The organism is Deltaproteobacteria bacterium (genome assembly GCA_029210625.1).
Classification (GTDB): Bacteria; Myxococcota; Myxococcia; order SLRQ01; family SLRQ01; genus JARGFU01.
In genome coordinates, this window is record JARGFU010000003.1 from 22,250 (window position 1) to 47,623 (window position 25,374).

The 25,374-nt window shown below is 72.5% G+C and carries 22 protein-coding genes; 15 read left to right on the forward strand and 7 right to left on the reverse strand.

The window, feature by feature from the left end:
• Positions 1 to 33 precede the first annotated feature (33 nt).
• From P1V51_03570 to P1V51_03605, 8 genes are read left to right on the forward strand one after another with little or no spacing between them, the layout of a single operon-like run.
• On the forward strand, positions 34 to 1,512 hold the full coding sequence (locus tag P1V51_03570) for an AMP-binding protein (protein MDF1562093.1): 1,479 nt from the start codon (positions 34 to 36) through the stop codon (positions 1,510 to 1,512).
• Positions 1,509 to 2,534 carry a hypothetical protein gene (locus tag P1V51_03575; GenBank protein MDF1562094.1) on the forward strand — a complete coding sequence of 342 codons (1,026 nt, stop codon included), beginning with the start codon at positions 1,509 to 1,511 and terminating at the stop codon, positions 2,532 to 2,534. Before P1V51_03570 ends, P1V51_03575 begins: the two co-directional genes overlap by 4 nt.
• A complete protein-coding gene (locus P1V51_03580) occupies positions 2,531 to 3,433 on the forward strand; it encodes an alpha/beta fold hydrolase (GenBank protein MDF1562095.1) in 903 nt (300 codons plus the stop codon). The genes P1V51_03575 and P1V51_03580 overlap by 4 nt, the downstream gene beginning before the upstream one ends.
• The gene (locus P1V51_03585; protein ID MDF1562096.1) at positions 3,430 to 5,001 is read left to right on the forward strand and encodes a hypothetical protein; all 1,572 of its coding nucleotides are present in this window, start codon (positions 3,430 to 3,432) and stop codon (positions 4,999 to 5,001) included. Before P1V51_03580 ends, P1V51_03585 begins: the two co-directional genes overlap by 4 nt.
• On the forward strand, positions 4,991 to 5,836 hold the full coding sequence (locus P1V51_03590) for a hypothetical protein (GenBank protein MDF1562097.1): 846 nt from the start codon (positions 4,991 to 4,993) through the stop codon (positions 5,834 to 5,836). The genes P1V51_03585 and P1V51_03590 overlap by 11 nt, the downstream gene beginning before the upstream one ends.
• Positions 5,833 to 6,084, forward strand: coding sequence for a hypothetical protein (locus P1V51_03595; protein MDF1562098.1), 252 nt, complete (start codon positions 5,833 to 5,835; stop codon positions 6,082 to 6,084). Before P1V51_03590 ends, P1V51_03595 begins: the two co-directional genes overlap by 4 nt.
• Positions 6,081 to 7,193, forward strand: coding sequence for an alpha/beta fold hydrolase (locus P1V51_03600; GenBank protein ID MDF1562099.1), 1,113 nt, complete (start codon positions 6,081 to 6,083; stop codon positions 7,191 to 7,193). Before P1V51_03595 ends, P1V51_03600 begins: the two co-directional genes overlap by 4 nt.
• Positions 7,190 to 8,662, forward strand: coding sequence for a sodium:solute symporter family protein (locus P1V51_03605; protein MDF1562100.1), 1,473 nt, complete (start codon positions 7,190 to 7,192; stop codon positions 8,660 to 8,662). Before P1V51_03600 ends, P1V51_03605 begins: the two co-directional genes overlap by 4 nt.
• On the opposite strand, the gene P1V51_03610 is transcribed toward P1V51_03605, so the two are convergent.
• The gene (locus tag P1V51_03610; GenBank protein ID MDF1562101.1) at positions 8,643 to 9,398 is read right to left on the reverse strand and encodes a sulfite exporter TauE/SafE family protein; all 756 of its coding nucleotides are present in this window, start codon (positions 9,396 to 9,398) and stop codon (positions 8,643 to 8,645) included. The two genes, P1V51_03605 and P1V51_03610, sit on opposite strands and share 20 nt — an antisense overlap.
• A gap of 173 nt (positions 9,399 to 9,571) precedes the next feature.
• Here P1V51_03610 and P1V51_03615 point away from each other — a divergent pair, with 173 nt between their 5' ends.
• Positions 9,572 to 11,083, forward strand: a complete 1,512-nt coding sequence (locus P1V51_03615; GenBank protein MDF1562102.1) for an AMIN domain-containing protein — start codon at positions 9,572 to 9,574, stop codon at positions 11,081 to 11,083.
• Positions 11,084 to 11,530: 447 nt separating this feature from the next.
• Here the strand turns inward: P1V51_03615 and P1V51_03620 are convergent, their stop codons facing one another.
• Entirely contained in the window at positions 11,531 to 12,979 is a 1,449-nt protein-coding gene (locus tag P1V51_03620; GenBank protein ID MDF1562103.1) for an MFS transporter, read from the reverse strand.
• A 155-nt stretch (positions 12,980 to 13,134) separates the two neighbouring features.
• On the opposite strand from P1V51_03620, the gene P1V51_03625 reads away from it, so the two are divergent.
• From P1V51_03625 to P1V51_03635, 3 genes are read left to right on the forward strand one after another with little or no spacing between them, the layout of a single operon-like run.
• Positions 13,135 to 13,755, forward strand: a complete 621-nt coding sequence (locus P1V51_03625) for a LysE family transporter (protein ID MDF1562104.1) — start codon at positions 13,135 to 13,137, stop codon at positions 13,753 to 13,755.
• A gap of 57 nt (positions 13,756 to 13,812) precedes the next feature.
• Positions 13,813 to 16,080, forward strand: coding sequence for a hypothetical protein (locus tag P1V51_03630; GenBank protein MDF1562105.1), 2,268 nt, complete (start codon positions 13,813 to 13,815; stop codon positions 16,078 to 16,080).
• Between the two features lie 51 nt (positions 16,081 to 16,131).
• Entirely contained in the window at positions 16,132 to 16,407 is a 276-nt protein-coding gene (locus P1V51_03635) for a polyhydroxyalkanoic acid system family protein (protein ID MDF1562106.1), read from the forward strand.
• Positions 16,408 to 16,626: 219 nt separating this feature from the next.
• On the opposite strand, the gene P1V51_03640 is transcribed toward P1V51_03635, so the two are convergent.
• Positions 16,627 to 17,130 carry a DUF2505 family protein gene (locus P1V51_03640; GenBank protein MDF1562107.1) on the reverse strand — a complete coding sequence of 168 codons (504 nt, stop codon included), beginning with the start codon at positions 17,128 to 17,130 and terminating at the stop codon, positions 16,627 to 16,629.
• 34 nt (positions 17,131 to 17,164) lie between these two features.
• On the opposite strand from P1V51_03640, the gene P1V51_03645 reads away from it, so the two are divergent.
• Positions 17,165 to 18,097 carry an alpha/beta fold hydrolase gene (locus tag P1V51_03645; protein ID MDF1562108.1) on the forward strand — a complete coding sequence of 311 codons (933 nt, stop codon included), beginning with the start codon at positions 17,165 to 17,167 and terminating at the stop codon, positions 18,095 to 18,097.
• Here the strand turns inward: P1V51_03645 and truD are convergent.
• The gene (truD, locus tag P1V51_03650; protein MDF1562109.1) at positions 17,991 to 19,472 is read right to left on the reverse strand and encodes a tRNA pseudouridine(13) synthase TruD; all 1,482 of its coding nucleotides are present in this window, start codon (positions 19,470 to 19,472) and stop codon (positions 17,991 to 17,993) included. The genes P1V51_03645 and truD overlap by 107 nt on opposite strands.
• A 232-nt stretch (positions 19,473 to 19,704) precedes the next feature.
• On the opposite strand from truD, the gene P1V51_03655 reads away from it, so the two are divergent.
• The gene (locus P1V51_03655) at positions 19,705 to 21,270 is read left to right on the forward strand and encodes an adenylate/guanylate cyclase domain-containing protein (GenBank protein MDF1562110.1); all 1,566 of its coding nucleotides are present in this window, start codon (positions 19,705 to 19,707) and stop codon (positions 21,268 to 21,270) included.
• Between the two features lie 3 nt (positions 21,271 to 21,273).
• Positions 21,274 to 23,460: a protein kinase gene (locus P1V51_03660; GenBank protein MDF1562111.1), complete on the forward strand. Its 2,187-nt coding sequence runs from the start codon at positions 21,274 to 21,276 to the stop codon at positions 23,458 to 23,460.
• Here the strand turns inward: P1V51_03660 and P1V51_03665 are convergent.
• Genes P1V51_03665 through P1V51_03675 form a run of 3 tightly spaced genes read right to left on the reverse strand, consistent with a single transcriptional unit; the run spans position 23,457 to position 25,356 of the window.
• Positions 23,457 to 24,017 carry a PEGA domain-containing protein gene (locus P1V51_03665; GenBank protein MDF1562112.1) on the reverse strand — a complete coding sequence of 187 codons (561 nt, stop codon included), beginning with the start codon at positions 24,015 to 24,017 and terminating at the stop codon, positions 23,457 to 23,459. The genes P1V51_03660 and P1V51_03665 overlap by 4 nt on opposite strands.
• The gene (locus P1V51_03670) at positions 24,014 to 24,517 is read right to left on the reverse strand and encodes a dihydrofolate reductase (GenBank protein ID MDF1562113.1); all 504 of its coding nucleotides are present in this window, start codon (positions 24,515 to 24,517) and stop codon (positions 24,014 to 24,016) included. Before P1V51_03670 ends, P1V51_03665 begins: the two co-directional genes overlap by 4 nt.
• Positions 24,514 to 25,356: a thymidylate synthase gene (locus P1V51_03675; protein ID MDF1562114.1), complete on the reverse strand. Its 843-nt coding sequence runs from the start codon at positions 25,354 to 25,356 to the stop codon at positions 24,514 to 24,516. The genes P1V51_03670 and P1V51_03675 overlap by 4 nt, the downstream gene beginning before the upstream one ends.
• Positions 25,357 to 25,374: the final 18 nt, after the last annotated feature.

Genomic DNA, 25,374 nt, shown 5'->3' on the forward strand with positions numbered 1-25,374 from the left:
CAACGTCGCTCTGCACCCGAGAGGGAGGCCAGCATGATCTTCCGAGGTGACTGGACCGGAACCCTGGCCGAGCTCTTCGGCGAGCGTGAGGCGATCTTCGAGGTCTCCAGCGGGCGGCGCCTCTCCTACCTCGACCTGGCCCGGGCCACCGACGAGGCGGCCCGCCTCCTCGTCGATCTCGGCGTGGAGCGCGGCGAGCGGGTGGCCGTGCTCGCTCACAATCGCCTCGAGACCCTCCTGCTGATGTTCGCCACCGCGCGCCTCGGGGCGATCTTCGTGCCGCTGAACTGGCGGCTGGCGCAGCCCGAGCTCGAGTTCCTCCTCGATGACTGCGAGCCGCGGGCGCTCTTCTTCGACGAGGAGCACGCCCACCTCGCCGGGCGGCTCTGCGGCCCTCGAGGGGTGAGCTCCCTCTCCCTCGACTGGAAGGAGGGCCCGGCCGGTCCGGCGCCGGCCCAGGTGGCGATCGACGCCGACGACCCCTGGATGATCCTCTACACCTCGGGGACCACCGGGCACCCCAAGGGCGCCCTGATCCCCCACCGGCAGGTCGCCTACAACGCGCTCAACACGATGGTCGCCCTCGACCTGACGAGCGCCGACCGCACGGTGACCTACACCCCCCTCTTCCACACGGGCGCGCTCCACGTCCTGACCACGCCCCTGCTCTGCAAGGGCGGCTCGATCGTGCTCACCGACGGCTTCGACGCCGATCAGGTGCTGCGCCTCTCGGCCGAGGAGCGCTGCACCCTCCTCTTCGGGGTGCCCACCACCTTCGAGATGATGGCCGAGACGGAGAGCTTCACCGCGCTCGAGCTCGACACGGTCCGGGTGGCCCTCTGCGGCGGGGCGCCCTGCCCGCCGGCCCTGATCGAGCGCTACAACGCGCGCGGCATCGTCTTCAAGCAGGGCTACGGCCTCACCGAGGTGGGCCCCAACTGCCTGAACCTCCCGGAGGCCGAGGCGGTGCGCCGGGCCGGCAGCGCCGGGCGCCCGAACCTCCAGATCCTCGCCCGGGTGCTGGGCGAGGGGGGCCTCGTCGAGGGCGCCGGCCGCGGCGAGCTGGCCCTGGCCGGCCCCTGCGTCTTCCTGGGCTACTGGCGCCGCCCCGACGCCAACCGCGCCTGCTTCACCGAGGAGGGCTACTTCCTCACCGGCGACGTCGTCGAGCGGGACGCAGAGGGCTGGTACACCATCGTCGATCGCGCCAAGGACATGTTCATCTCCGGGGGCGAGAACGTCTATCCGGCCGAGGTGGAGAAGGTCCTCTCCTCGCACCCGGCGGTGCGGGCCTGCGCGGTGGTCGGCATCCCCGACCCACGCTGGGGCGAGGTCGGCCGGGCCTACCTCGAGGCCCGCAGCGAGGAGAGCGCGGTCGAGGGCGCCGAGCTGCGCACCTGGCTCAAGGAGCGCCTGGCCACCTACAAGGTCCCCAAGGAGTACGTGGTGGTCGAGGCGCTGCCGCGCAACCCCTCCGGGAAGATCATGAAGCACGTGCTGGGGGTCGCATGAGCCCTCGCTTCCTCGCCCGGCTCGCCCTCCCGCTCCTGGCGGTGGCCGCGATGGCCTGCGGCCCCGGGCCCGAGCAGGCCTGTGACGCGGACGATCAGTGCTCCGCGGACGAGGTCTGCGAGGCCGGCCGCTGCATGCTTCCGGGCGATCCGGACGGCGGCGCGAGCGACGCCTCCACCGACGCCGGCCTCGATGGCGGCGGCGACGGGGGCCTCGAGGACGGCGGCACCGACGGCGGCAGCGATGGGGGCAGCGACGGTGGGACCGACGGTGGGACCGACGGCGGCGGCAGCTGCACCATCGTCGCCGACGGCCGGATCAGCGCCGAGGAGGCCCCGGTGGTCCTCGACCTCCCGGTGAAGTACCTCGAGGCCGACCCGGCCGATCCCTTCCCCGTGGATCTCGTCGGCGCCGACGAGGCGGGCACGACCGTCTGGGACCTCTCCGGCGCCTACCCCGGGGACCACGCCGTGACGATCGGCGCCTCCGCGCTCGCCGGTCACTGGTTCGAGCACGACTTCCCGGGCCCCTTCACCGGCACGGTCCTGGTCCTCCCCCTGGAGGGCGACGCGGGGAACTACGGGGTCTACGAGCGCACCGGCGACGCCCTGCGTCTGCACGGCGTGGCGAGCGCGCTGCCCGACGAGACCTCGATCCAGTACGAACCCCCGATCGACGTGATCCGCTATCCCCTCGAGCTCGGCGCGAGCTGGAGCCAGACGACCTCGACCCTGGGCACCTTCGAGGGCCTCTACTTCCAGAGCACCGACACCTGGGCGCTCGAGGTCGAGGCCGCCGGGGTGGTCGACACGCCCGCCGGCCGCTTCGAGGCGCTGCGCCTGCGGACGGTGCTGGAGGTCGAGTTGCCGATCCTGGTCTGGCCCTTCAGCCTCACCTACCGCTACGTCCGCTACACCTTCGTGACCCCCTGCCTGGGCGTCGCGGCGCAGGTGGCGAGCGTCGAGGACGAGACGGAGCTGCTCTTCACTCAGGCGGCCGAGCTGCGGAGGTTCAGCCTGTGAGCAAGCGCGCCCTCGTCCTCCTGCTCCTCGTCGCGGCCAGCGGCTGCGTGCGGCCGGGGCCGCACGGCACCTCGGCCCCGCGCGAGGACATGGTGAAGGTGGGGGGCGCCTGGCTGCGGGTGCGGGACCTGGGGCCGCGGGAGAGCGGCCGGGTGCCGGTGCTGCTGCTCCACGGCTACGGCTCGCGCCTGGAGGCCTGGGCGCCGGTGCAGGAGGCCCTCGCCGCGGAGCGGCGGGTCGTCGCCTTCGATCAGCGGGGCTTCGGCTTCAGCGAGCGGCCCGAGGGCGAGTACGGCCCCGAGGCCCACGCCCGGGACGCGCTGGCCCTGATGGACGCCCTCGGACTCGAGCGGGTGGTGGTGGCCGGGCACTCCTACGGGGGTGGGGTCGCGCTGCGCCTCGCCCTCGACGCCCCCGAGCGGGTGGAGGGGCTGCTGCTGGTCTCCACCTTCGCCCTCGAGGAGCAGATCCCCGAGTCCTTCCGCTGGGCGCAGGTCGCCGGCCTCGGCGAGCTGATCTTCGGCGCCTTCTACAAGCAGGTGCCCGGCGAGAAGAGCCTGCTGGCCTTCCACGACCGCGATCGCTTCGTCACCCTCGAGGCCCTCGACGAGATGAGGGCGATGATGGCCCGCCCCGGCTCGACCTACGCGGCCCTCGAGACCGTGCGCGGCATGCGCTACACCGAGGCCGAGGAGCGCTACGGCGCCCTGAAGGTGCCGGTGCGGGTCGTCTGGGGCCGGGACGACCGGGCGCTGCCCCTCGCCCAGGGCCGCCGGCTCGCCGGGCGCCTCTCCGTGCCCCTCGACGTGATCGAGGACTGCGGGCACCTGCCCCTCTTCGAGCAGCCCGCCTCGGTGGTGCGCGTCGCCCGGGAATTGCTGGGGGAGGTGGAGCCGTGAGGCGCAGCCGCTCCCTGCGCGCCTTCGCGGCCGCCCTCTCCCTCGCCGCGGCGCTGCCGGCCTCCGCGCGGGTGGGCTTCGGCGATCCCTCCGAGGCCTGGCGCGAGCGCGAGCCCGGGCAGACGGTGGCCCTCGAGGGCCACCTGCGGCTGCGGGCGGCGAGCTTCCTCGATCTGGATCTCGACCGGCCCGCGGGGCCCGCCACCTCGCTCTGGCCGGCGGGGGAGGGCGCCCTCGATCACACGGCGGGCGCGGACCTGCGGGCCCGCCTGCGGCCGAGCTTCTTCCTCGGGGGCTTCGGGCGCCTGGTCCTCGAGCTGGATCTCGTCGACCTCGCCCTCGGCGCCCGCCCCACCGGCACGCCCTTCGGCGACCGGACCGGCCTGGTGGCGGCGACCGCCTTCCAGGAGCCGGCGGTGGGGATCGAGCTGCGCTCGGCCTACGGCGAGGTGATCCTGCCGGTGGGCATCCTCGCGGCCGGGCGGATGCCCTCCCACTTCGGCCTGGGCATCGCCGCGAACGCCGGGGACGATCTCGACGACGACGGCGGCGACCGCTCCGATCGCGTCGCCTTCGTCCTTCCCCTCTTCGGGCACTTCCTCGCCGCGGGCTACGATCTGGGCGCCAGCGGCCCGCAGGTCTCCGCCGCAGGTGTGGCGCCGGCCGCGGGCCTGCCCTCCACCCGGGTGCAGTCGGTCTCCCTCGCCGCGGTGCGCTTCCACGCCCCCTGGGAGACCGACCTCTACCGCCAGAAGGGGCGCCCTCTCCTGAACTACGGGCTCGCGCTCTCCCACACGTGGCAAGCCCGGGACCTCCCGGCGTACTACCAGACCCTCGAGGCGCCCACCTCGATCCCGCCGGAGCTGACCGTCGAGCGCGGCGCCCGCACCTTCGTGGCCGACCTCTGGGTGCGCGCCACCTTCGGCGCGCTGCGCCTGGAGCTGGAGGCCGTCGCCACCCACTTCCGCATCGACAACGCCTCGCCCTGGCCCGGCGTGACCCTGCGCCAGCCGGTGCAGGGCAACCCCTTCGGCGCCGTGCTGCAGGTGGCCTGGGAGCCGCCCGAGGGGCGCTTCGATCTCGTCGCCGAGGTGGGCCTCGCCAGCGCCGATCCGGCGCCGGGCTTCCCCCTGGCCTCGCCCACCGCCTTCGGGGGCGGCCGCCCGGGCGACGTCTCCGGCTCCCAGCTCGACGGCAGCCGCGACACCCGGATGGACGCCTTCCGCTTCCACCCGGCCTACGCCGTCGACCTGGTGCTCTGGCGCACGCTCCTGGGCGGGGTGAGCGAGGCCGCCTACGGGCGCACCCGCCTGCGCTTCCGCCCCGGCAGCGCCGTGGAGCTCGAGGCCAACCTCGTCTACAGCCACGGCCTCTCCGCCGCCTCCAACCCCGGTGGGGTCGCCCCCCTGGGGCTCGAGCTCGACCTCGGCGCCGAGCTCACCTTCGATCACTTCGCCGCCCGCCTCTCCTGGGGTGGCCTGGCCGCGCTCGGCGGGCTGGGCACCCGGGGCGAGCCGGCCCCGCCCTTCGCCCAGGTCTTCCTCCTGAGGTTCAGCTATGCGCTCTGAAGCGAGGCTCCTCGCCCTCCTCGGCGTCGCGTCGATCGCCGCCCTCGGCTGTGAGCCGGCGCCGGTCGCGGACGATCCCTCTCTCGATCCCGCGGTGCGCGTCGCCGCCTGCACCCCGGACAACGACGGCGTCCTCGAGGCCGGGGAGCTCGCCTTCGTGCCGGACCTCAAGGCCCGCTACCGGGTGCGGGAGAGCGCCATCGACTTCGACACCGCCGGCCGGCTCGAGGAGGGCGTCACCGTCTGGGATCTCTCCCGCCCGGATCCCGAGAGCGAGCCCGTCGCCCGCCTCGGCCTCTCGGCCCTCGCGGGGCAGTGGTTCGCCGGCGACTTCCCCGGCGCCGACCTGGTGGTGCCCCTCGACACCCGGGGCGACACCCTCGGCGCCGTCCACGCCGACGAGGGCGGCCTGCACCTCCACGGCTTCGCCTCGGCGCAGGAGAGCCCGCCCGAGGGCCGCACCCTGGCGGTCTACCAGGCGCCGGTCACCCTCACGCCCCTGCCGATGGCGCTCGGCGGCGCCTGGACCGAGACCGTGCGGGCGAGCAACGCCACGCTGCTCGGGCTGCCCGGCACCTTCGACGACGCCTACGAGGTCGAGGTGACGGGGCAGGGGAGGGTGATCCTCCCCGACCTGATCCTCGAGAACACCCTGCGGGTGACCCTGCGCCTCGAGCGCACCCTGCTGGCCGGCGAGGTCCGGCAGATCTCCCACGTCTGGATGCACGAGTGCCTGGGCGAGGTCGCCCGGGCGACCGGCCCCCTCCTTCCCCTCTCCGAACCCTACCCCGACGAGCTGACGACCATCGTCGAGCTGCGGAGGCTCTCGCTATGAGCAACGATCGAACCACCTCCCTCCCCGAGCAGGCCCTCGACCGCGCCATCGGCTTCATCGAGGGTCCGGCCAACCGCGCCGCCGAGAGGCTCTTCAAGAGCCGCCTCCTCCTCACCCCCATGGGCCTGGGCTGGATGCTCTACTGCCGGACCGCCCTCGCCCTGCGCGACGGCAAGCCCTCCCGCCTCTGGCGTGGCGCCACCGTCGCCGGCACCCAGTCCGCCGCCGCCAAGAAGGAGCAGTCATGATGACCCTCTCCGAGCTCACCGATCCCGTCTCCCTCGCCCGCAAGCTCGGCGTCTTCGACGCGGTGCCCAACGCCATGGCCCGCTTCAACGGCGCCGTCGCCCTCACCCGCGCCAACCTCGCCGGCGAGCCGGCCCCGGTGGCCCCCAGCCCCTTCTCGGTGGTCGCCGGCCTCGGCGGCTCGCGCCTCCTTCGCTACGAGCCGCGGGTGGCGCGCCGGTTCCGGGAGCCGGTGCTGATCACCCCCTCGGTGATCAACCGCCCCTACATCCTGGATCTGGTCGACGGGAACAGCGTGGTGCAGGACCTGCTCGACGCGGGCTACGCCGTCTACCTGATCGATTGGGGCGCCCCCGGCGAGGCCGAGGAGGCCGCGGGCTTCGACACCTACGTGTACGAGCGCCTGCGCACCTTCGCCGAGGCCGCCTGCGCCGACGCCGGCGCCGAGAAGCTCCACCTCTTCGCCCAGTGCCTGGGGGGGACCATGGGCGCCATGCTCGCGGCGGTGGACGACAGCCACCTCGCCTCGCTGGTCCTCCTCACCGCGCCGCTCGGCTTCGAGGACGACGGCCTGCTCTCGGCCTGGTCCCGGGCGCCCTTCTTCGACGCCGAGTCCTTCGCCGAGCTCTTCGGCCACGTGCCCAACTGGATCACCCAGCCCTCCTTCATGACCCTGCGCCCCCTGGGGCAGCCGGCGAAGCTGCTGCGCCTCTACCAGAACCTGGGCAGCGAGCGCTTCCTCGACTTCTTCCGCGCCCTGGAGACCTGGGTCAACGACAACGTGCCGCTGCCCAAGGCCTTCTTCGTCGACCTGATCACCCAGCTCTACCGCGAGAACGCGCTCCTCGAGGGCGGCCTGGTCCTGGGCGGCAAGGCCGTGCGCCTCGAGGCGGTGCGGGTGCCGGTGCTCACGATCGCGGCCAGCGAGGATCACATCGTCCCGCTCTCCTCGGCCCTCGTCGGTCACGAGCGCTTCAGCAGCGAGGACAAGAAGGCCGTCACCCTGCAGGGCGGCCACATCGGCATCGTGGTCGGTGGCCGGGTCCGGCGGGAGCTGGTCGCCCACACCACCGAGCTCTTCGACCGGCACTCGGAGGAGCTCGCGTCATGAGCGCCGCCGCCTTCGCCATCGGCCTGGTGGGGCTCTACGCCGCCATCACCATCGTCCTCTCGGTGATCGGCATGCGCAAGACGAAGGACCTCAAGTCCTTCGCCATCGGCAAGGGAGACATGGGCCCGGTGCTGGTGGGCATCACCATGTCCTCCTCGATCGCCTCCACCGCCACCTTCGTGATCAACCCGGGCTTCGTCTGGGCCGACGGCCTGGCCGCCTGGGCCCACTACGGCCTGGCGGCGGGCGCCGGCCTGACCTGCGCCCTGCTGGTGATGACGAAGGGCTTCCACCGGGTCGGCGCGAAGGTCAGCGCCGTGACCCTCCCCAACTGGCTGGAGCGCCGCTACGAGAGCGCCTGGATCGGCCGCGCCTTCGCGCTGCTGACCCTCCTCTACATCACCTTCATCGTGCTCATCCTCTCGGGCAGCGCGCTGATCATCGGCGCGCTCTTCGGGATCGGCTACCACGTCGCCCTGGTCTGCGTGCTGGCCTTCGTCTTCTCCTACGTGCTGATGGGCGGCACCTACGCGCACGCCTACACCAACGCCTTCCAGGGCGGGCTGATGCTGATCATCGCCCTGATGGTCTTCGGCACCGGCCTGCTCGAGTACGGCGCCGACTTCGGTGCGCGCCTCTCGGCGGTGGGTGAGAGCTACTCGGCCTGGCTGAACCCCGAGTCGACCCTCTACCACTCGACCTTCGGCGTCTTCATCGCGGCCTTCGTCGTCACCGCGGCGCTGATGCTCCAGCCGCACATCATCACCAAGATCCTCTACCTGAAGCGCAAGGAGGACCTGCGCCGCTTCCTCGCGGTGACCATCCTCTCCAGCGTCGCCTTCAGCGGGATGCTCTTCGTCGGCTTCTGGGCGCGCTTCTCCGGGATGGCGGTCAGCGCCCAGGACAAGGTCGTGATCGAGTGGATCGGCGCCACCTATCCGCCCCTGGTCGTCAGCTTCGTGCTGGTCACCCTCCTGGCCGCCGGGATGAGCACCCTCGACGGGATCCTCGTCTCGATCTCCACGGTGGTGGTGAACGACCTGGTGCTGCCCTCGCTGCCCAGGCTCGACGAGGAGCGCCGGATGCGCTTCGGCCTCCAGGCCTCCCGCGGCGTGCTGGTGGCCGTCGGCCTGGTCAGCCTGGCCCTGGCCTGGGATCCCCCCGAGCTCCTCGGCCTCTTCGCCCAGCAGGGGGTCTACGGCCTGGTGGCGGCCTCCGCGGCGCCGATGCTCCTGGGGATCCTGGTGCAGGGGAGGGTGCCCGCCGCCCTCGCCGGGGGCCTCGGCGTCCTCGGCGTGGCCACCCACTTCGTGCTGAAGCTCGCCGGGGTGTCGAACCCGGCGGTCTCGGCGGCCTGGGGCATCCTCGCCTCCCTGGCCATCGGCGCCGGGTGGTGGGCGTGGAGCCGGCGGCGCAGCGCCGGGGAGGCGGCGGTCTCCCTGCCGGGCGTCAGCGAAGGAGCAGGCTGATCCCGCTGGCCAGGGCGAAGAGCGCCACCGGGTAGCGCAGCCAGCGCGCCTGCACCTTCATCGCCAGCCGGGCGCCGGCGATCCCGCCGAGGCCGGCCCCGACCGCGAGGGCCACGCCGGGCAGCCAGGCCACCTGCGCCGAGAGGCCGAAGACCAGCAGGGAGAGCCCGGTGAAGAGCGCCACCAGGACCACCTTGAGGGCGTTGGCCCGGGCGAGCGCGTGGCCGAGGCCGCCCACCAGGAGGAAGAGGAGGAGGAAGCCGACGCCCGCCTGGGCGAAGCCCCCGTAGGCTCCGACGAGGAAGAGGCCGAGGAGGTGCAGCGGCCCGGTGGTCGCGACCTGCTCCCGCCCCTCGAGGAGGCGGGGGCGCAGGGCCGTGAGCAGGCCCATCACCACCAGCACCCCGCCGAGGACGGGGCGGAAGGCGTCGCCCGGCCAGCGGGTGGCCAGGTAGGCGCCCGCCAGGGCCCCGGCGAGGGTGGGCAGCGCCAGGCGGCCGGCCTGCCGGAAGGGGCGCTCGCCCTCCCGGGCGAAGGTGGCGGTGGCGCTGAGGCTCTGCACCAGCACCGAGATCCGGTTGGTGCCGTTCGCCACCCCGGCGGGCAGGCCCAGGAAGACCAGGGCGGGGAGGGTGAGCAGCGATCCACCGCCGGCCAGGGTGTTGATCACGCCGGCCACGACCCCGACCAGGGCCAGGACGAGGAGGGCGAGGGGGTCGTCGGGGGTGGCGAGCATCTTCGGCTCCAGGGTCGGGGGAAGCCCCCACCGGGGTCAAGCCGGGGACCGCCGGGACAAAGCCCTGCAAAGACGCGCCCTTCGGGTCTCCAGAAGGGTGGGTCGAGAATTTGCTCCCCCAGAGGACGGCAGGTAGCATCGGCGTGATGCCAAGTCAGAACTGGAGCCATCTCATGAAGCTCGCCAGGACCCTCGCTGCCATCGCAATCGCCGGACTCTTCCAGACCGGTGCCAGCGCCGACACCCGCAACGTCATCACCCGGATCGACAGCGGGCAGGATGCCCGGGGCGCGTTCCTCAAGATCGTCGGGAGCCGCGCGCCGAGCTTCACCCAGTATCGCCTCGAGGCCCCGGCGCGGGTCGTCATCGATCTGGGCGACGCCGTCCTGGCCGGGCCACCCGCCGAGCTTCCCCTCCATACGGAGGTGCTCCGCTCGGTGCGCACCCTCATGTACGAGGCGCGCGGCGTCTCCTTCACCCGGGTGGTGCTCGAGACCGGCGACGACGTGCCCTACACGATCGACACCCAGGGCAGTGAACTCTTCGTCCGGCTCGAGGGCCAGAGCCTGGGCCGTCAGCTCGCCCGCAAGTCCACCGAGGACGCCGTGGAGGCCGCCCGCCGCGCCCGCGCCGCCGAGACCCGCCTCGCCGAGGCCGCCGCCCGGGTGGACCAGCTCCAGCAGGAGGCCGAGCAGTGGAGAGAGCAGGCTGCCCGCTCCTCCGTCGCCCTGAACGAGGCCAAGCAGGCCGCCGCCAGCACCGAGGCGCGCGCCGCCGAGGAGGCCCGGGCCGTGAAGGCCGCGCAGGCCGAGCTGGCCCGCCGTGACGCCGACCTCGCCGCCGCGATGAACGATCTGGGCGCCCTGCGCAGCAAGGCCGCCGACGCCGAGGCGAAGGCCCGCGACGCCGAGGCCAAGGCCCGCGACGCCGAGGCCGCGCTGGCCTCCACCCGCAACGAGGTCCGCTCGGATCTCGACACCGCCGTGCACGAGCGGGACATCGCCCTGGCCCGCGCCGAGGCCGCCCGCCAGCGCCTCGACGAGACCGACCGCACCCTGAAGGACGCCCACCAGCGGGTCGACTCCCTCCAGGCGCAGCTCGACCAGATGCGCGCGACCGCCGAGCGCAGCGCCGCCGAGCAGCTGCGCGCCCGCGAGGAGGCCGAGGCCCTCGCCCGCCGCGAGGCGGCGGCCCGCGCCGAGCTCGAGACCCAGCTGGCCAAGCTGCGCGCCGAGGGGCGCCTCGCCGCCGACGCCCGCGCGGCCGTGCCCGCGGGCCGACAGGTGGCCTGGGCCCAGTACGAGACCGGCGAGGAGGCCGGCGGGGACGCCCCGGGCGCCCGCGTCGACAACCGCCCGAAGGTGATGTCCTACGTCGGCTTCCAGCAGCGCCCGGACGTGTCGCGCGTCTACGTGCGCACCAACGAGCCCGCCCGCTACACCGTCACCCAGCAGGGCGACGAGATCTGGCTCGAGATCGAGAACACCCGCGCCTCGACCCTCAACGATCTGAACCACCTCGACACGCGCTTCTTCGACACCGCCGTGGCGATGATCGACCCCGAGGAGATCGAGGGCGCCGGCACCCACATCCGGGTGCGCATCCGCCTGAAGCAGAACGTGCCCTACGAGGCCACGCGGACCGACAACGAGATCCGCATCGACTTCCGGCGCCCGGGCCAGTAGGCCCCCCGCTCAACCTGCGGCCGTACCCGAGCGCCCTCCCCCCCGGGAGGGCGTTCGTCGTTCCCCCGCACGCGGCACGCAGGGGCCTGCGCTACCCTCTCTGGCGGCAAGTGAGAGGGGGGCCGGAGGGCGACGTCCCGGCCCTGATCCGCTTCTAGCCGGCCAGCGCCTCCCCGGGGAGGGCGCCGAGGAGCGAAGGCCCCGCGCCCGGGCTGGCAGAGCCGGTGGTGACGAGCACCCCCCTAGCTCGCGATCGCCAGGTGCGCCGCCACCAGCACGCTCCAGCGGGGGACACCCTCCCCAGCCCGACTCCAGCCCTTCGCCACCCGCTGCCCCTCCCCCGAAGTAGGTGCATCGTGGAACCGCGATCCACCAGCAGCCTATCACGTGGGGGCGCCATCCTCCCTCCGGGGAGCCCGGAGGGAGATCAGGAGGCGTGTCGATCGATCAGGCGTTCGCCCCTTCCCAGCGGCTGGCGAAGCGGTTGTAGACGACCAGCATCACCACCGCGACGCCGATGCCGATGGCGAAGGGCGTCCAGACCTGGCCGGGGGAGTAGAGCTCCCAGAGCTTCGTGGTCGCCTCGGCGGCGCTCCACCCCGTCTTCTCCAGCAGCATCGAGAAGGCCTCGTTGCGGGGGATCTCTCCGACCACCTGCAGCTCCTCGCCGAGGTAGCGCATCGCCAGGGTCGCCTTCTCGCCCAGGCGGCCGTAGAGGTCGCCGCCCGCGAAGGCGCCGTAGGTCCAGCCGATGGCGAAGGGGATGTTGGAGTAGCCCATGTAGAGGGCCTTCTTGTCCTCCGGCGCGATGACGCCGAGGTACTCGCTCATCTTCGGGCTCGAGAGCATCTCGCCCAGGGAGAAGAGGGCGATGCCCAGCAGGCAGAAGCTCCACAGGGGCGTGGCGCCGGCCAGCGCGACGCCGAGGCCCGCCACCAGCATCCCGACCGCGATGGAGGTCAGCCGCCGCATCAGGTTGTTCACCAGCCAGGAGATCGGCACGACGAAGATGACGATCAGGAAGGGGTTCAGGTTGATCATCCACTCCTGGGCGATCTGCGGACCCCGGGAGGTGTCGGCGGCGCGCATGAACTCGGGGAGGCTGCCGGCGATGGCGGAGCTGTCCACCCAGTCGACGATGAAGTTGGGCATCATGTCGAAGAGCTGGGTGAAGCCCGCCCAGAAGAAGGACATGATCCCGATGAAGAGCAGCAGCTTCCACTGGAAGATGTTCTTCAGGGTCAGCCAGGCGACGTCGAGCACGCTGGTCGAGGTGTCCGCCCCGGACGCCGGGCTCTCGTAGGTGAAGAGCCAGAGCAGGTTGAGGCTGACGAGCACGGCGCAGCCGTAGAAGACCATGGCCCACGAGTAGCCGTAGAGGAAGTGAGCCAGGGGCGGCCCGAGGAAGCCGCCGATGTTCACCACCATGTAGAAGAAGCCCCAGCCCACGCCGGAGTTGCGCTCGTCGAGGGTCTTCACGAAGGTGCCCTGCACCGGTGGCTTGAAGACCGCGGTGCCGGCCGCGAGCAGCATGCAGCTGAAGAAGAAGGGCCAGAACTCGCGCTGGGTCGCCATGCCCACGTAACCGACGGCCTTGAGCGCGATGGCGATGACGATCTGCTTCTTGTAGCCGTAGCGATCCGCGAAGCCGCCGGTGAAGACCGGCAGGAGGGACTGGATCAGCGCCCAGGCCATGAAGATCATGCCCTTGTCGGCCTGGGAGAAGTGGAGGCCGCCCGGCTCGTCCGCCTGCGCGATGTAGATGGGGATGACGACCCGCACCCCGTAGTAGGCGAGCCGCTCGATCATCTCCATGATGTTCGCGACCCAGAAGGGCCAGGGCAGGGCCTTGACCTGATCGATGAAGCTCAGTCGGGCAGACTCGGCAGACTCCAAGGCGGCATCCCTCCGTAGGTTGGTGTCCGGCTGCCTATCTCGCGTGGGCCTCCAGGTCGAGAGGCGTGGCGACGCGAGAGCGCGGACCCCGTCGCCCGCGGTCCGGGCTAGGATGGTGGCCCCGCGAGGCAAGACGCGTCGCCGAGCTCGACCCCATGACCCTCACCACCTGGCTCACGGTCGTGACGATCTGCGTGCTGGGGGCCATGTCCCCCGGCCCCTCGCTGGCGCTCGTGCTCAAGCAGACCCTCGGCGGCGGGCGGCGAAACGGTGTGATCACCGCCCTGGCCCATGGCCTCGGGGTCGGGCTCTACGCCCTGCTGAGCCTCCTGGGGCTGGCCGCCCTGATCACCGCCTCCCCGGTGGCCTTCGCGCTCTTGCAGGGGGGCGGCGCGGCCTACCTGGCCTGGCTGGGGGTGAAGGGGCTGCGGGCCCGGGTGGCCCCGGGGGAGGCGCTGCCCGACGCGCCGACCACCCGGAGCGCGGCGCGGGACGGCTTCCTGATCGCCTTCCTCAACCCGAAGGTCGCGGTCTTCTTCCTGGCCCTCTTCAGCCAGGTCGTGGGCGCCGAGACCACCGGGCTGGCCCGCCTCGGCTACGCGGCGACGGCGCTCGTCATCGACACCTCCTGGTATCTGATCGTCGCCTGGCTCTTCTCCGACCCCCGCTGGTTGGAGGTCCTGCGCCGCCGGGCCGTCTGGGTCGAGCGCGTCTTCGGCGTGGTGCTGCTCGCCCTGGCCGCCCGGCTGGTGGCGGGGATCCTCGGCGCCCCCTGAAGGGCGCGGGCCACTGGCGCGGGCGGTGGGGTTCGGGATACCTCCTCTAGGAGAGGTATGAACCGCTCGACCGCAGCCCTGGCCGCCCTCCTGGTGGCGGCGTCGCTCCTGACGCCGGCGGCCTCGGGCGCGCTGCCGCCGGCTTGCGGTCCCGAGGATGTCTGCCTGGAGGCCGCGCGCATCCGCTGGGATCGCGGATCGGACACCGGCCTGGCCGAGGGCGAGGTGCACCTGCGGGCCCGCGGCCTCGACCTGAAGACGCCGCGGCTCTACTTCGACCTCGAGCTCGGGCTCCTGGCGGCGAGCCTCGGGGCTCACCTCTCGGCGCCCTGGGGCGAGCTGGAGGCGCGCACCCTGCGGGTCTCCCTGCGGGGCGACAACCTGGAGGCCTCCGACGCCCACCTCAACCACCAGATCTCCAGCGGCCGGACCCTGCGCCTGGACGCGGCCTACATCCGGCGGATCCCCGGGGGCGTGGTGCTGGCCCGCCGCCTGGAGGTCACCGCCTGCGGCTGCCAGGAGGGCGTGCCCGCCTGGAGCCTCTCGGCCGCCCGGGCCCGCATCGATCTCGATCGCGGCGCCTTCCTTCTTTCTCCGGTGATGAAGCTCGCCGGCGTGCCGGTGCTCTGGCTGCCCGCCTTCTACCTGCCCCTGGGCTCACGGCGCAGCGGCCTGCTCATCCCCAAGCTCGGCTATTCCGGCCGGGGGGGCTACCGCATCACCCAGCCCCTCTACCTGGCCCTCGGCCGCTCCTGGGATCTCACCCTCGAGGGGGTCTACCGCTTCGGGCGCGCTCCGGAGCAGGTGCTCGGCCGCCGCGGGGAGCGGGTGCGGCCCGGCCCCGCCGGCCCCGCCCTCGGGGTCGAGCTGCGCTACGCGCCGCGCCGCCACACCTCTGGCCACCTGCGGGTCGACTACCTCCACGACCTGATGACCACCGGGACGGTGGGGCAGGGCGAGGGCATCCGGGGTCAGCGCTGGCGCCTGGGCTGGCGACACGACACCCACTTCGGGGACGCGGCGCGGGCGGCCCGCGCGGGCTTCGCCGCCAACGTCCAGCTCGCGAGCGACGCGGCCCTGATCTCCGATCTGGGGCTGCGCCTCGAGGAGCGGCAGGTGGGCTACCTGCGCTCCAGCGCCCGCGTCTACCACCTCCTGGGCCGCGAGGACGTCGCCAGCTCGCTGGAGGTGGGGGCGCGCTACCTCCAGGACCTCTCCTCGCCCCTCTTCGGCACCGACGCGACCGCCCTGGCCCGACCCCTCTTCGGCAGCGCCGAGGGTGGGGTGCCCGGCACCCTCCAGGCCCTGCCGGAGGTGCACTGGGTCCACCTGCCCCGGCCCCTCCTCCTCGGCGTGCTGGGGGGCGCCTCGCTCAACAGCTACACCTGGTTGCGGCCCACCGGCCTCTCCGAGGCCCCGGAGGTCGAGGCCTTCTCTCCCCACCTGCACCTCCACGGCCGGGCCCGGGCCGAGCGGGCCTTCCACCTCGGGCAGGTCCTCACCGGCGGCGTGGCCACCGAGCTGCACACCGACCTCTGGCAGCCCTGGAGCGGGGAGGCCCCGGCCCTGCGCGCCTGGCCGCTCCTGCGGGCCGAGGTGCAGAGCGCCCTCGAGGTGCGCGAGCCGACGCTGCGCCACCGCATCGTGCCCTCGCTCGAGGCCCTCTGGGCTCCGCCGGCGCTCCAGCAGGGTGAGGGCTCGGCCATCGACGCCTGGAGCATGGCGCTGCACGACGAGGGGGTCGCCCAGGCGGTCGCCGCGCTCTCCAGCCGCTTCACGAGCCGCGGCACCCGGGTCGAGCTCTCCGGCCGGCAGGGCTGGGACTTCCGGGCCGGGGCCCCTTCCGAGGCCGACGCCCGCCTGCGCCTGCAGCGCGGCCCCCTGCGGATGCTGGCCCGGGCGGCCTACGCCTGGCCCCGCCGCGAGCTCTCCTTCGCCCAGGCGAGCCTCTCGGCGCGGGGCCCCTTCGCGAGCCGCCTGGGCCTCTCCTACGTGCGCCTCGAGCCCTGGGCGAGCGCCTGGCTGAGGGCGGGCCTCTCCGAGCTCTTCGACGGCGGCGCCACCGGGCCGGGCATCCTGCCCCAGCGGATCGACGAGCTCTCCCTCTCCCTCGGCTTCAGCGTCTTCCCGGGGCTGCAGACCTCCTACGCGCTGCGCCTCGACCTGGGGGAGCGCGAGACGGCCCGCCTGCCCCAGCACGTGGTGGGGCTGACCTACGAGGCGCCCTGCAAGTGCCTCTCCCTGCGGGGGATCGCGGTCTGGCTCCCCGGCCAGTCGGCGCCCGAGATCCGGCTGGCGCTGGATCTCGCCGGACTCGGCGGGTAGATTTCCGGCTCACTCGACCCCCTCTTCGGGGGCCAGCGAAAGGGAGCACGCGTGTCGGACATCAAGGTCAAGCGCAACCACACGATGGGTCAGGCCGAGGCGCGGCGCGCCGCCGAGGAGATCGCCGAGAACCTGAAGGACCGCCTTCAGGTGGGCTACCACTGGGACGGCGAGCACCTGCGCTTCAAGCGCACCGGCGCCGAGGGCTACCTCTGGGTGACCGAGGAGGCCATCGAGATCAGCATCAAGCTGGGCCTCATGTTCCGGCCGATGAAGGGCGTCATCGAGGGGAAGATCGTCGAGTTCCTCGACAAGAAGCTCGGGTGAAGGGACCTCCCTGCTCCGGCGGGAGGTCTTCGGTAGAGAGGATGACCGTACCCACGCGAGCTGCGAGGCCGTAGCTATCTGCTGTCAGCTATCAGCTCAGGCGGTATGGGTCCGCGTGGACCGATCGGGTGTGCTGACACGCGCGGATGCCCGGAGAGCGTCGCCCGGGCACGGCCAGACTGAGAGCTGACAGCTGAAAGCTGATAGCCGCCTGTCGGATCAGCCCGCCTGCTCGGAGAAGTACTTCGACTCCGCGGTCGAGAGCTCCGCGTAGGTCTTCTCGAGCTGCCCGACGATCACCTTCTCGGCGACCTTGCCGGCGAGGGGGATCTTGATCTCGATCCGGCCCTCGACGACCCGCCGGGTCTGGTCACCGGCGGCGACGTAGAAGAGCTCGCCCGCGCAGTCGATCTTGTTGCTCATCACCTGGGTGAGCACCCGCCAGTGGATCGTCTCGCCCTTCGGATCCCAGCGGCTCTCCTCGTCCCACTCGAAGACCTCGGGCTTGAGGACCTTGGTCGCGCCGGGCGGCAGGTCGCGCACCTTCACGTGGAAGCGCTGCAGCACCTCCCCGCCCTCCTTGTGCTCGACCGACACGCGCGAGCGGTCGGCGGAGGAGAGGGCGACGTTGCAGCGGTCGTGGAGCTCGTCGTCGAAGAGGTGGGCCAGGACGACCTCGCGCTTGACGGGCCAGGTGTGCTCGATCCGGAACTTGGTTGCCATGGTGGGTCTTATACCGCAGGCTGCCGGCCCGAGGATGGACTCTCCCGCACCCGAGCTGCTGCACTGCGTCACCGAGGACGGCTGGACGCTCCAGCTTCGCCGCCACGCCGCGGCGGGCGAGGCCCGGGCCGCCGTGCTCTGCCTCCACGCCATGATGGTGGACGGGCGTACCTTCGAGCGCCGGGGTGAGGGGCTGGCCGCCACCCTGGGGGCCCGGGGCCTCCTGCCCCTGGTGGCGGATCTGCGGGGCCGGGGCGGGTCCGGTCCCCCGGTGGAGCGGGGCGGCCGCTGGAGCTACGAGGGCTTCGCTCACCAGGACCTGCCGGCGCTCTTCGCCGCGGCCCGGGAGGCGGCGCCCGGCCTGCCCCTCTTCGTCGTGGGCCACTCGCTGGGCGGCCACCTCGCCATCGCCGCGGTCACCCGCGATCCCTCGCTGGCCCCGGCGGGCTTCGTCCTCCTCTCGACCAACATCTGGCTGCCCTCCCTGGATCGGCACCCCCTGCGGCGCCTCGAGCGCCACGCCCAGATGGCCGTCTTCGACGCCGTGGGCGTGGCCCTGGATCACTTCCCGAGCCGGCGGCTCAAGATGGGGCCCATCGACGAGGCGGCCCCCTACGTGAACGACCTCGCGCGCTTCTGGTGGGAGGACCGCTGGGGCAGCGCCCCGGGCGAGGACTACCTGCAGGCGGCCCGGGCCATCGAGGCGCCGGCCCTCTGCGTCTTCGGCCGCGGAGACCGCCTGATGGCCCACGAGGCCGGCGGACGGGCCTGGGCCGCCCGGATCGGGAAGGAGGGCGCCGAGGTCTGGCTGGAGGGGAGGGCGAGCGGGCTGCCCTTCGATCCCGGTCACATGGAGGTGCTCACCGACCCCCGCGCCCGCCCCCTCTGGGAGCGGCTGGCTTCCTGGATCCTTCAGCGCTGCGAGGCGCCGGGCCGCGCCCCTTCGCCGGGCCGCGCCGGGGCGTAGGAGCCCGGGTCGCCCGCTCCTCGCGGGTCTCCTCCACGGCGATGCCCTTGAAGGCCCGCGGGCGGCGGTTGCGGCGCCGGCCCTGCGCGCGGGAGAAGCGGGAGTGGACCTCGCGGCGCAGCTCCTCGGAGAGGAAGTCGCCGTGCGCCTCGGGGAGGGGGCCGCCCCAGTCGCGGACCTCGCTGTCGGCGAACCACATCACCCGGCGGACCACGAGGGTCGCGTAGGCACCGGAGGGGAGGGTGAAGGCCAGGGAGATCTTCACCCGACCCGGGTTCAGCTCGTCCGGGCGGGGGTTCACCACCGAGAGGCGGGTGGGCTTCACCACCAGCGCCCGCGGCTCGTCCTTGAAGACCATCCGGGCCGCCGCCGGCAGCTTCAGGTCGGAGAGCTTCAGGCGCTGCTTCTTGAGCACCTTGTTCACGGCCGCGGCGATCCGCGGATCGGTCAGCTCGGTGTCCGGTCCCAGCAGCGGCAGCTGGATCTTGCGCAGCTGGGCCAGGGAGGGCCCGGTGTCGACCTCGGCCCGCTCCTCGGGATCGGGCCGGGGGAAGCGCTGGATGCCGGCCTGGTAGCGCAGGGCGAGGAGGCGCTCGCGGGCGTAGGCCTCCTCCAGGAAGATGCGCGCGGTCTCGTTCCAGAGCAGGCTCTGGAACTCGAAGAGCAGCAGGGTGCGCCGCCGCGTCTCCATCGCCCCGAAGGCCTTGAGGAAGTCGCGGGGGTTCTCGCGCAGGCTGCGGATGATCGGCTCGTAGGTGCGGGCGGCGGGCAGGGAGCAGCGGCGCTTCCACTCGCCCCAGTGGCGGGCCCAGAAGGCCTTCACCCGGGCGTCCTCGCTCTTGTCGAGGCGGCTGGGGCGGGCGATGAGCTGGCGCAGGGCATCCTCACTGCGCCCCTGCAGGAGGTCCCGCACCACGTAGCCCTGCCCGTGCTTCACCGAGCCGAAGCGCTGGGAGTCGAAGTAGTTGATCACCCCCGAGCGGCGGACCTCCACCACCGAGGCAGGGATGCGCTCGGCCTCGTCGAGGGTCAGGTCGCGGACGGTGACGACGAAGCGGTTGGCCCGCAGGTTGGCCGCCGAGAGGGGCTCCTTGGTCCGACCCAGGAACTTCAGCCGCAGGTTCGGCTCCTGGTGCTCGACCGCCTTGCCGTCCACGGCGATGATCTGCTCGGTGCGGCCCTGCTTGTCCTTCAGTCCGCAGAAGGAGATGGCGTGCGGAGGAAGATCGTTCGCCTCGGCCACCCGGTGGATGGCCTCGAGGGTCGAGAGCTTCTGCTTGTCCATCAGGTAGACGTAGTGCGCGCCCCGGGCGGCCTTCTCGAAGTGGTAGGCCTCCCGGACGATGAAATCCTCGGGTCGGGTCTTGAGTCGCATGGGCGAGGCACCCTACCACGCCGCCTCCGGGACGTCGGTCCCGCCGGAGGGCGATTTTGGGCGGCAGAGTCGCCTTGAGGGGGGATCGGGCGCGTGGTAGCGTTCCGGGGCCGGGAACGGCGTTTTTCCAGGCTCTATCATGCACGCTTCTTGCCCCTCGTGCCGGACGCCCATCGTGGGGCCCTCTCTCCCCGAGACGTGTCCGGCCTGTGGCGAGACCCTGGACCTGGGAGTGAGGGCGGACCCACACCTCGTCCTGCATTCTCCGGACGGCCTGACCGCCGAGTTCCCCATCGGGGCGCGCCTCTCCCTCGGGCGGCACTACGAGAACGGGGTGGTGGTCGCCGACCGGGAGGTCTCCAAGCGCCACGCCGTGGTCGAGCGGACCCCGGAGGGCCACTTCCTGCGGGATCTGGGCTCCTCCAACGGCACCTTCGTGAACGGCCGGCGCATCGAGAGCCTCAAGCTCAAGGACGGCGACGAGGTCCGCCTGGGCACCTCCAAGCTGGTCTTCCGGGCCGGGATCGCGCCGGTCCCGGCCGGCCCCAAGGTGGTGCAGGCCCCCTCCGTGACCCAGGTGCTGGCGAGCGTCCGGCCGGTGGCGGTCACCGAGGCGGCCTCGTTCCTGCCCGCATCGCAGGTCACGGATCTCGAGGCGCTGCGCAAGGACTACGAGCGCCTGCGGGTGGCCTACCGCTTCCACCAGGAGACGGGGCTGGTCATCGATCCCTCCGACCTCTACGAGCGGATCCTCGAGCTGGCCTTCGAGATCCTCCCCGCCGAGAACGGCGTGCTGCTGGTGCCCGACGCCGAGGGCTACCGGGTGGTGCGGGCCCGCTCCCGCACCGAGGGGGAGGAGATCCAGGTCTCCCGCACCCTGCTGGAGGGGGTCGCCGAGCGGGGCGAGGGGGTCCTCTCCACCGACGCGATCACCGACCAGCGCTTCAAGGCGGCGGCCTCGATGGTGACCCGCGGCGTGCGCTCGGTGCTGGCGGTGCCCCTGGTCGTCCACGGGACGATCCGGGCCATCATCTACCTCGACTCCCGCCAGATCTCGTCCTTCACCGCCAAGGACCTCGACATCCTCTCGGCCCTGGCCGGCCAGGCCGCGGTCTCGCTGCTCAACGCCGAGCTCATCGACAAGATCAAGAACGAGGAGACCACCCGCTCCCGGCTGGAGCGCTTCCTCTCTCCGGCGCTGGTGCAGAAGGCGCAGGCTGGCGAGCTGGACCTCGAGAAGGGTGGCAGCCTGATGCGGGCCACCATCCTCTTCTCGGACATCCGCGGCTTCACCAACCTCTCGGAGAATAGCGAGCCCGAAGCCGTCGTCGGAATGCTGAACGCCTACTTCGAGGAGATGGTGGACGCGGTCTTCCAGCACCACGGCATCCTGGACAAGTTCATCGGCGACGCGGTGATGGCCCTCTGGGGCGTGCCCGTGGCCGGTGAGGACGACGCCTCACGCGCCGTGCGCGCCGCCCTGGGGATGATCGAGCGGGTGCGCCGCCTCAACGAGGAGCGGGCCGCCGAGGGGCTGCCGGCCATCGAGGTCGGCATCGGGATCAACACCGGGGAGTGCGTCGTCGGGAACATGGGCTCCAGCCGGCGGTTGGAGTACACGGCCATCGGTGACTCGGTGAACCTGGCCTCCCGCCTCTGCGACCTGGCCTCCGGGGGGGAGGTGCTGATCTCCGAGTTCACCCGGGAGGCCCTGCGGGGCGAGTTCCAGTGCGAGGCCCTGCCGGCCAAGCAGGTGAAGGGCAAGGCCCGGCCGGTGCCGGTGTTCAAGGTGAGCTAGAAGGTGCCAGAGCAGACCTGCCCCAACTGTGGCACGGGCCACGACGTCTCGATCTTCGTGACCGGTCAGCGCGTCCGCTGCACCCGCTGCGGGATCCGCTTCGACGTGCAGCGCAGCGACATCTCGATGGGGCGGCCCACCGCGGAGCAGCGCGCCCGTGCTCCGGAGAACGGGAAGGGCACGGCCGTGGGCGAGATCGGCCGGGCGCCGCCGCCGCCCCCCCCGGTCCCGCTGGAGGCAGAGAGCGCCCCCCGGAGCGACGAGCACGTCACCGAGGGGCCGACCGACGCCGAGGTGGCCGGCGAGAGCTTCGCCAACGACGAGACCCGCGTGCGCGCCGGGCTGGCCATCCCCGGCTTCGACGTCCTGCGCACCCTGGGGCGCGGCGGCATGGGCGAGGTCTACCTGGCCCAGCAGCAGTCCCTCGCCCGGCAGGTGGCCCTGAAGGTGCTGGCGCCGGAGCTGGCCCGCTCCGAGGACTTCGTCGCGCGCTTCGAGAAGGAGGCCGCGGCCCTGGCCTCGCTCTCGCACCCCAACATCGTCGGCATCATCGACCGGGGCGAGGCCGAGGGCACCTACTACTTCGCCATGGAGTTCGTGGAGGGGCCCTCGCTCCGGGACCTCCTCCGGGAGGGACCCCTGGCCCCGACCCGGGCCGTCGAGATCATCGCCCAGGTCTGCGCCGCCATCGACTACGCCCACTCGAAGGGCGTGATCCACCGGGACCTCAAGCCCGAGAACATCCTCATCGATCCCCACGGGGTGGTGAAGGTGGCGGACTTCGGCCTCGCCGGCATCATCGGCGGCGACGAGCGGCTGCACCTGACCCGCACCGACATGGCGATGGGCACCTTCCACTACATGGCACCCGAGCAGCGCAAGAGCGCCCGGGACGTCGACGCCCGCGCCGATCTCTTCTCCCTCGGGGTGATGCTCTACGAGCTGCTCTGCGGTGAGGTGCCCGCCGGGGTCTTCAAGCTGCCCTCCAAGCGCATCGAGGGACTCGACGAGCGGGTCGACGCCATCGTCACCCGGGCGATGGAGGCCAACCCCGCCGACCGCTACCAGCGGGCCTCGGCGATCTTCGCCGACCTCCAGCAGGTGGCCGAGTCGAGCCGCCTCACCTCGACCCCCATGAAGATCTCCGGCCCGGCGACCGCCGCCGACCGCCCCCGGGCGCGGGCGCGGAGCGTCGAGGGCGAGAGCGAGCTCTCCCTCTCCACCGTCGACAGCGTCTTGGAGCGCACCGGGCGGGGCCTCAAGCGCACGGTCCAGATCCTGATCTTCGGGCTGGCGGTGGCGGCGGTGCTGGTCTTCGTGCTGGTGGGCCAGGAGGGCCGGCGCGCGATCAGCACCGGCCTGACCACCGGCCTGGGGGGCGAGCTGACCGCCGACGGGGGCGGCGGCGAGCTCCCCCGTGAGGTCGTGCACCACCAGGAGAGCCCGATGTCCCTGCCGGTGAAGATGCGCCTGGACGGAGACGAGCGGGTCGAGCGCGAGTTCGACTTCGTCACCGACACCTCCGGAGAGATGCCCTGGTTCCTCTACCGCGGCTACTGGGTCCACGAGGCCGAGGCGCTGGTGCAGGACGTCTTCATGGGCGGCGCGGGCCTGGCGACCACCGACCGGATGCCTCGGGCCTTCCTCGGTGACGAGCGCTTCTTCGCCGACGGCTTCCGCCTGGAGAGCTCGGTGGTGCTCTCCTCCTCGCCGGGCCCCGAGGTGCCCCTGGGGAAGGCGCGGGCGCTGGTCGACGCGCTGGAGTCGGACGAGAGCGAGCCGGTGCCCACCGCCAAGCTCTACCTCTACCGCAACAAGCGGCACTTCTTCGCCCTGGAGGTCTCCGGCGGCGAGTCCGGGGGCTACCGCCTCTCCTGGAACCTGGAGGACGGCGAGCGCTTCGGCACCCTCGAGGGCGGCACCGGCCTCCCCGAGGCCGCCGGCCGCGAGGCCCTGCGCCTCGCCCTCTGGATCGAGGGGGGCTGGCTCTACGGCTCGGTCGAGGGCAAGGAGATCGGCCGCGCCCAGCTCGGCGACCTCACCGAGGAGAACTGGGGCAAGGTCGGCTTCGGCTGCCAGGACGCCCGCTGCATCTTCGACGACGCCCTCATCGTCGGCAAGACCCGCCCGCCGCCGCGCAAGGACGAGAAGGGACAGACCGGTCCCGGCGTCGAGCCGATCGAGCGCTAGCGCTCGAGGGGCTTGAGGGTGATGTCCGCCCGGATCCCACCGTCGACGATCTGCACGCGGCCCTTCCAGGTCGCGTAGCCCTTCTTGCTGACCTGCACGGAGGCGAACTCTCCCTCGTAGGCGCGGCCGACCATCAGCGGCGTCTTGCCGATCAGCTCGCCGTCGATCCGCACCTCGGCGCCGTCGGGGAGGGAGTCGAGGTAGACCATCCCCGGCACGGTGTTGCCGGTGGGCACGTAGGTCTCGGTCACCAGCGAGGCGGCCGGGTCGATCGTCGCGTCGTCCTCCGACGCCGCCCCGCTCGAGGCCAGCAGGCGCGCGAACCAGCTCTCGCCTTGCGCGGTCCCGGTGTCGGGCTTCGCGTCCAGGAGGAAGACGGCCGCGGCGGCGGTGAGCCCGAGCAGCGCCACGCCGCCGAGCACGAAGAAGAGGCGCCGCGCCCTCACCCGGGCGGGCACCCGCGCGAGATCGTCGACGGTGGTGCCCACGGAGACGGGCGGGTGATCGAGCTCGATGGGGGTGCCCTCGGGCGGCGGGGTCATCGGGGTCTGGGTCATGAGGCGCTCCTCGTCAGCTCGGTGAAGACCACCCCCGGCGTCTCGCCCGGCGTGCGGCGCGTCTCCTCCCACAGCGAGCGATCGAAGGCGGGGAAGAAGACGTCGCCAGGCTGGCCCGGCGGCACCTCCAGGTGGGACGCGTCCACCTCGGTGAGCAGGAGGCGGGTGGCCAGGGGGAGGGCGGCCGCGTAGAGGTGCGCGCCGCCGATGATGCGGGGCTCGGCATCCTCCGCCCACGCCAGGGCGAGGGCCGCCTCCAGGCTGGGGGTCACCTCGGCGCCCTCGGGGCGGAAGTCGGGGGAGCGGCTCACGACGATGTTGCGTCGGCGGGGGAGGGGGCGGCCGACCTCCTCCCAGGTCAGGCGCCCCATGACGATGGCGTGCCCGACGGTCTGCGCCTTGAAGAACTTCAGGTCCTCCGGGATGCGCCAGGGCAGGCCGCCGCCGCGCCCGATGAGCCGCTCCGGGCCCACCGCGGCGATGATCACCAGGGGCCTCACACCGAGACCTCGGCCTTGATGTGGGGGTGCGGGTCGTAGCCCACGAGCTCGAAGTCCTCGTAGCGGAAGGCGAAGAGGTCGTCGACCTTGCGCTTGATCTCCATCGTGGGCAGGGGGCGCGGCTCGCGCTCGAGCTGCAGCCGGGCCTGCTCCAGGTGGTTCAGGTAGAGGTGCACGTCGCCGAAGGTGTGGACGAAGTCCCCGACCTCCAGGTCGCAGACCATGGCCAGCATCTGGGTGAGCAGGGCGTAGCTGGCGATGTTGAAGGGCACGCCGAGGAAGAGGTCGGCGGAGCGCTGGTAGAGCTGGCAGGAGAGGCGCCCCCCCTGCACGTAGAACTGGAAGAGGGTGTGGCAGGGGGGCAGGGCGACCTGGTCGGCCTCGGCGGGATGCCAGCCGCTGACGATGAGGCGCCGGCTGTGCGGGTTCCGGCGGATCTGCTCGACCAGGTTGGCCAGCTGATCCACGCCGTCCGCCTCCCAGGTGCCGTCCGGCCTCGGCGTCGCGCCGAAGTTGCGCCACTGGTGGCCGTAGACCGGCCCCAGGTCCCCGGCCTGGCGGCCGAAGCGGGCGCACTGCTCGGCGGTGGCCCACTCGTTCCAGATCCGGACCCCCGCCTCCTGGAGGGGCTCGACCCGGGTCTCGCCGGAGAGGAACCAGAGCAGCTCGTGGATGATCGAGCGCAGGTGCAGCTTCTTGGTCGTCAGCACCGGGAAGCCGGCCGAGAGGTCGAAGCGCAGCTGGTGGCCGAAGACGCTGCGGGTGCCGGTGCCGGTCCGGTCCTCCCGGTCGACCCCCTCCTCGAGCACTCTCCGCATGAGATCGAGATAGGCCTGCATGGCCCTTCCCATAGCATC

Excerpts from the sequence above, each read along its gene's own strand:
- P1V51_03575 (MDF1562094.1), top strand. The coding sequence starts at position 1,509 with ATGAGCCCTCGCTTCCTCGCCCGGCTCGCCCTCCCGCTCCTGGCGGTG.
- P1V51_03625 (MDF1562104.1), top strand. The coding sequence starts at position 13,135 with ATGACCCTCACCACCTGGCTCACGGTCGTGACGATCTGCGTGCTGGGG.
- P1V51_03600 (MDF1562099.1), top strand. The coding sequence starts at position 6,081 with ATGATGACCCTCTCCGAGCTCACCGATCCCGTCTCCCTCGCCCGCAAG.
- P1V51_03605 (MDF1562100.1), top strand. The coding sequence starts at position 7,190 with ATGAGCGCCGCCGCCTTCGCCATCGGCCTGGTGGGGCTCTACGCCGCC.
- P1V51_03665 (MDF1562112.1), bottom strand. The coding sequence starts at position 24,017 with ATGACCCAGACCCCGATGACCCCGCCGCCCGAGGGCACCCCCATCGAG.
- P1V51_03640 (MDF1562107.1), bottom strand. The coding sequence starts at position 17,130 with ATGGCAACCAAGTTCCGGATCGAGCACACCTGGCCCGTCAAGCGCGAG.
- P1V51_03595 (MDF1562098.1), top strand. The coding sequence starts at position 5,833 with ATGAGCAACGATCGAACCACCTCCCTCCCCGAGCAGGCCCTCGACCGC.
- P1V51_03675 (MDF1562114.1), bottom strand. The coding sequence starts at position 25,356 with ATGCAGGCCTATCTCGATCTCATGCGGAGAGTGCTCGAGGAGGGGGTC.
- P1V51_03610 (MDF1562101.1), bottom strand. The coding sequence starts at position 9,398 with ATGCTCGCCACCCCCGACGACCCCCTCGCCCTCCTCGTCCTGGCCCTG.
- P1V51_03630 (MDF1562105.1), top strand. The coding sequence starts at position 13,813 with ATGAACCGCTCGACCGCAGCCCTGGCCGCCCTCCTGGTGGCGGCGTCG.
- truD (MDF1562109.1), bottom strand. The coding sequence starts at position 19,472 with ATGCGACTCAAGACCCGACCCGAGGATTTCATCGTCCGGGAGGCCTAC.
- P1V51_03615 (MDF1562102.1), top strand. The coding sequence starts at position 9,572 with ATGAAGCTCGCCAGGACCCTCGCTGCCATCGCAATCGCCGGACTCTTC.
- P1V51_03570 (MDF1562093.1), top strand. The coding sequence starts at position 34 with ATGATCTTCCGAGGTGACTGGACCGGAACCCTGGCCGAGCTCTTCGGC.
- P1V51_03590 (MDF1562097.1), top strand. The coding sequence starts at position 4,991 with ATGCGCTCTGAAGCGAGGCTCCTCGCCCTCCTCGGCGTCGCGTCGATC.
- P1V51_03645 (MDF1562108.1), top strand. The coding sequence starts at position 17,165 with ATGGACTCTCCCGCACCCGAGCTGCTGCACTGCGTCACCGAGGACGGC.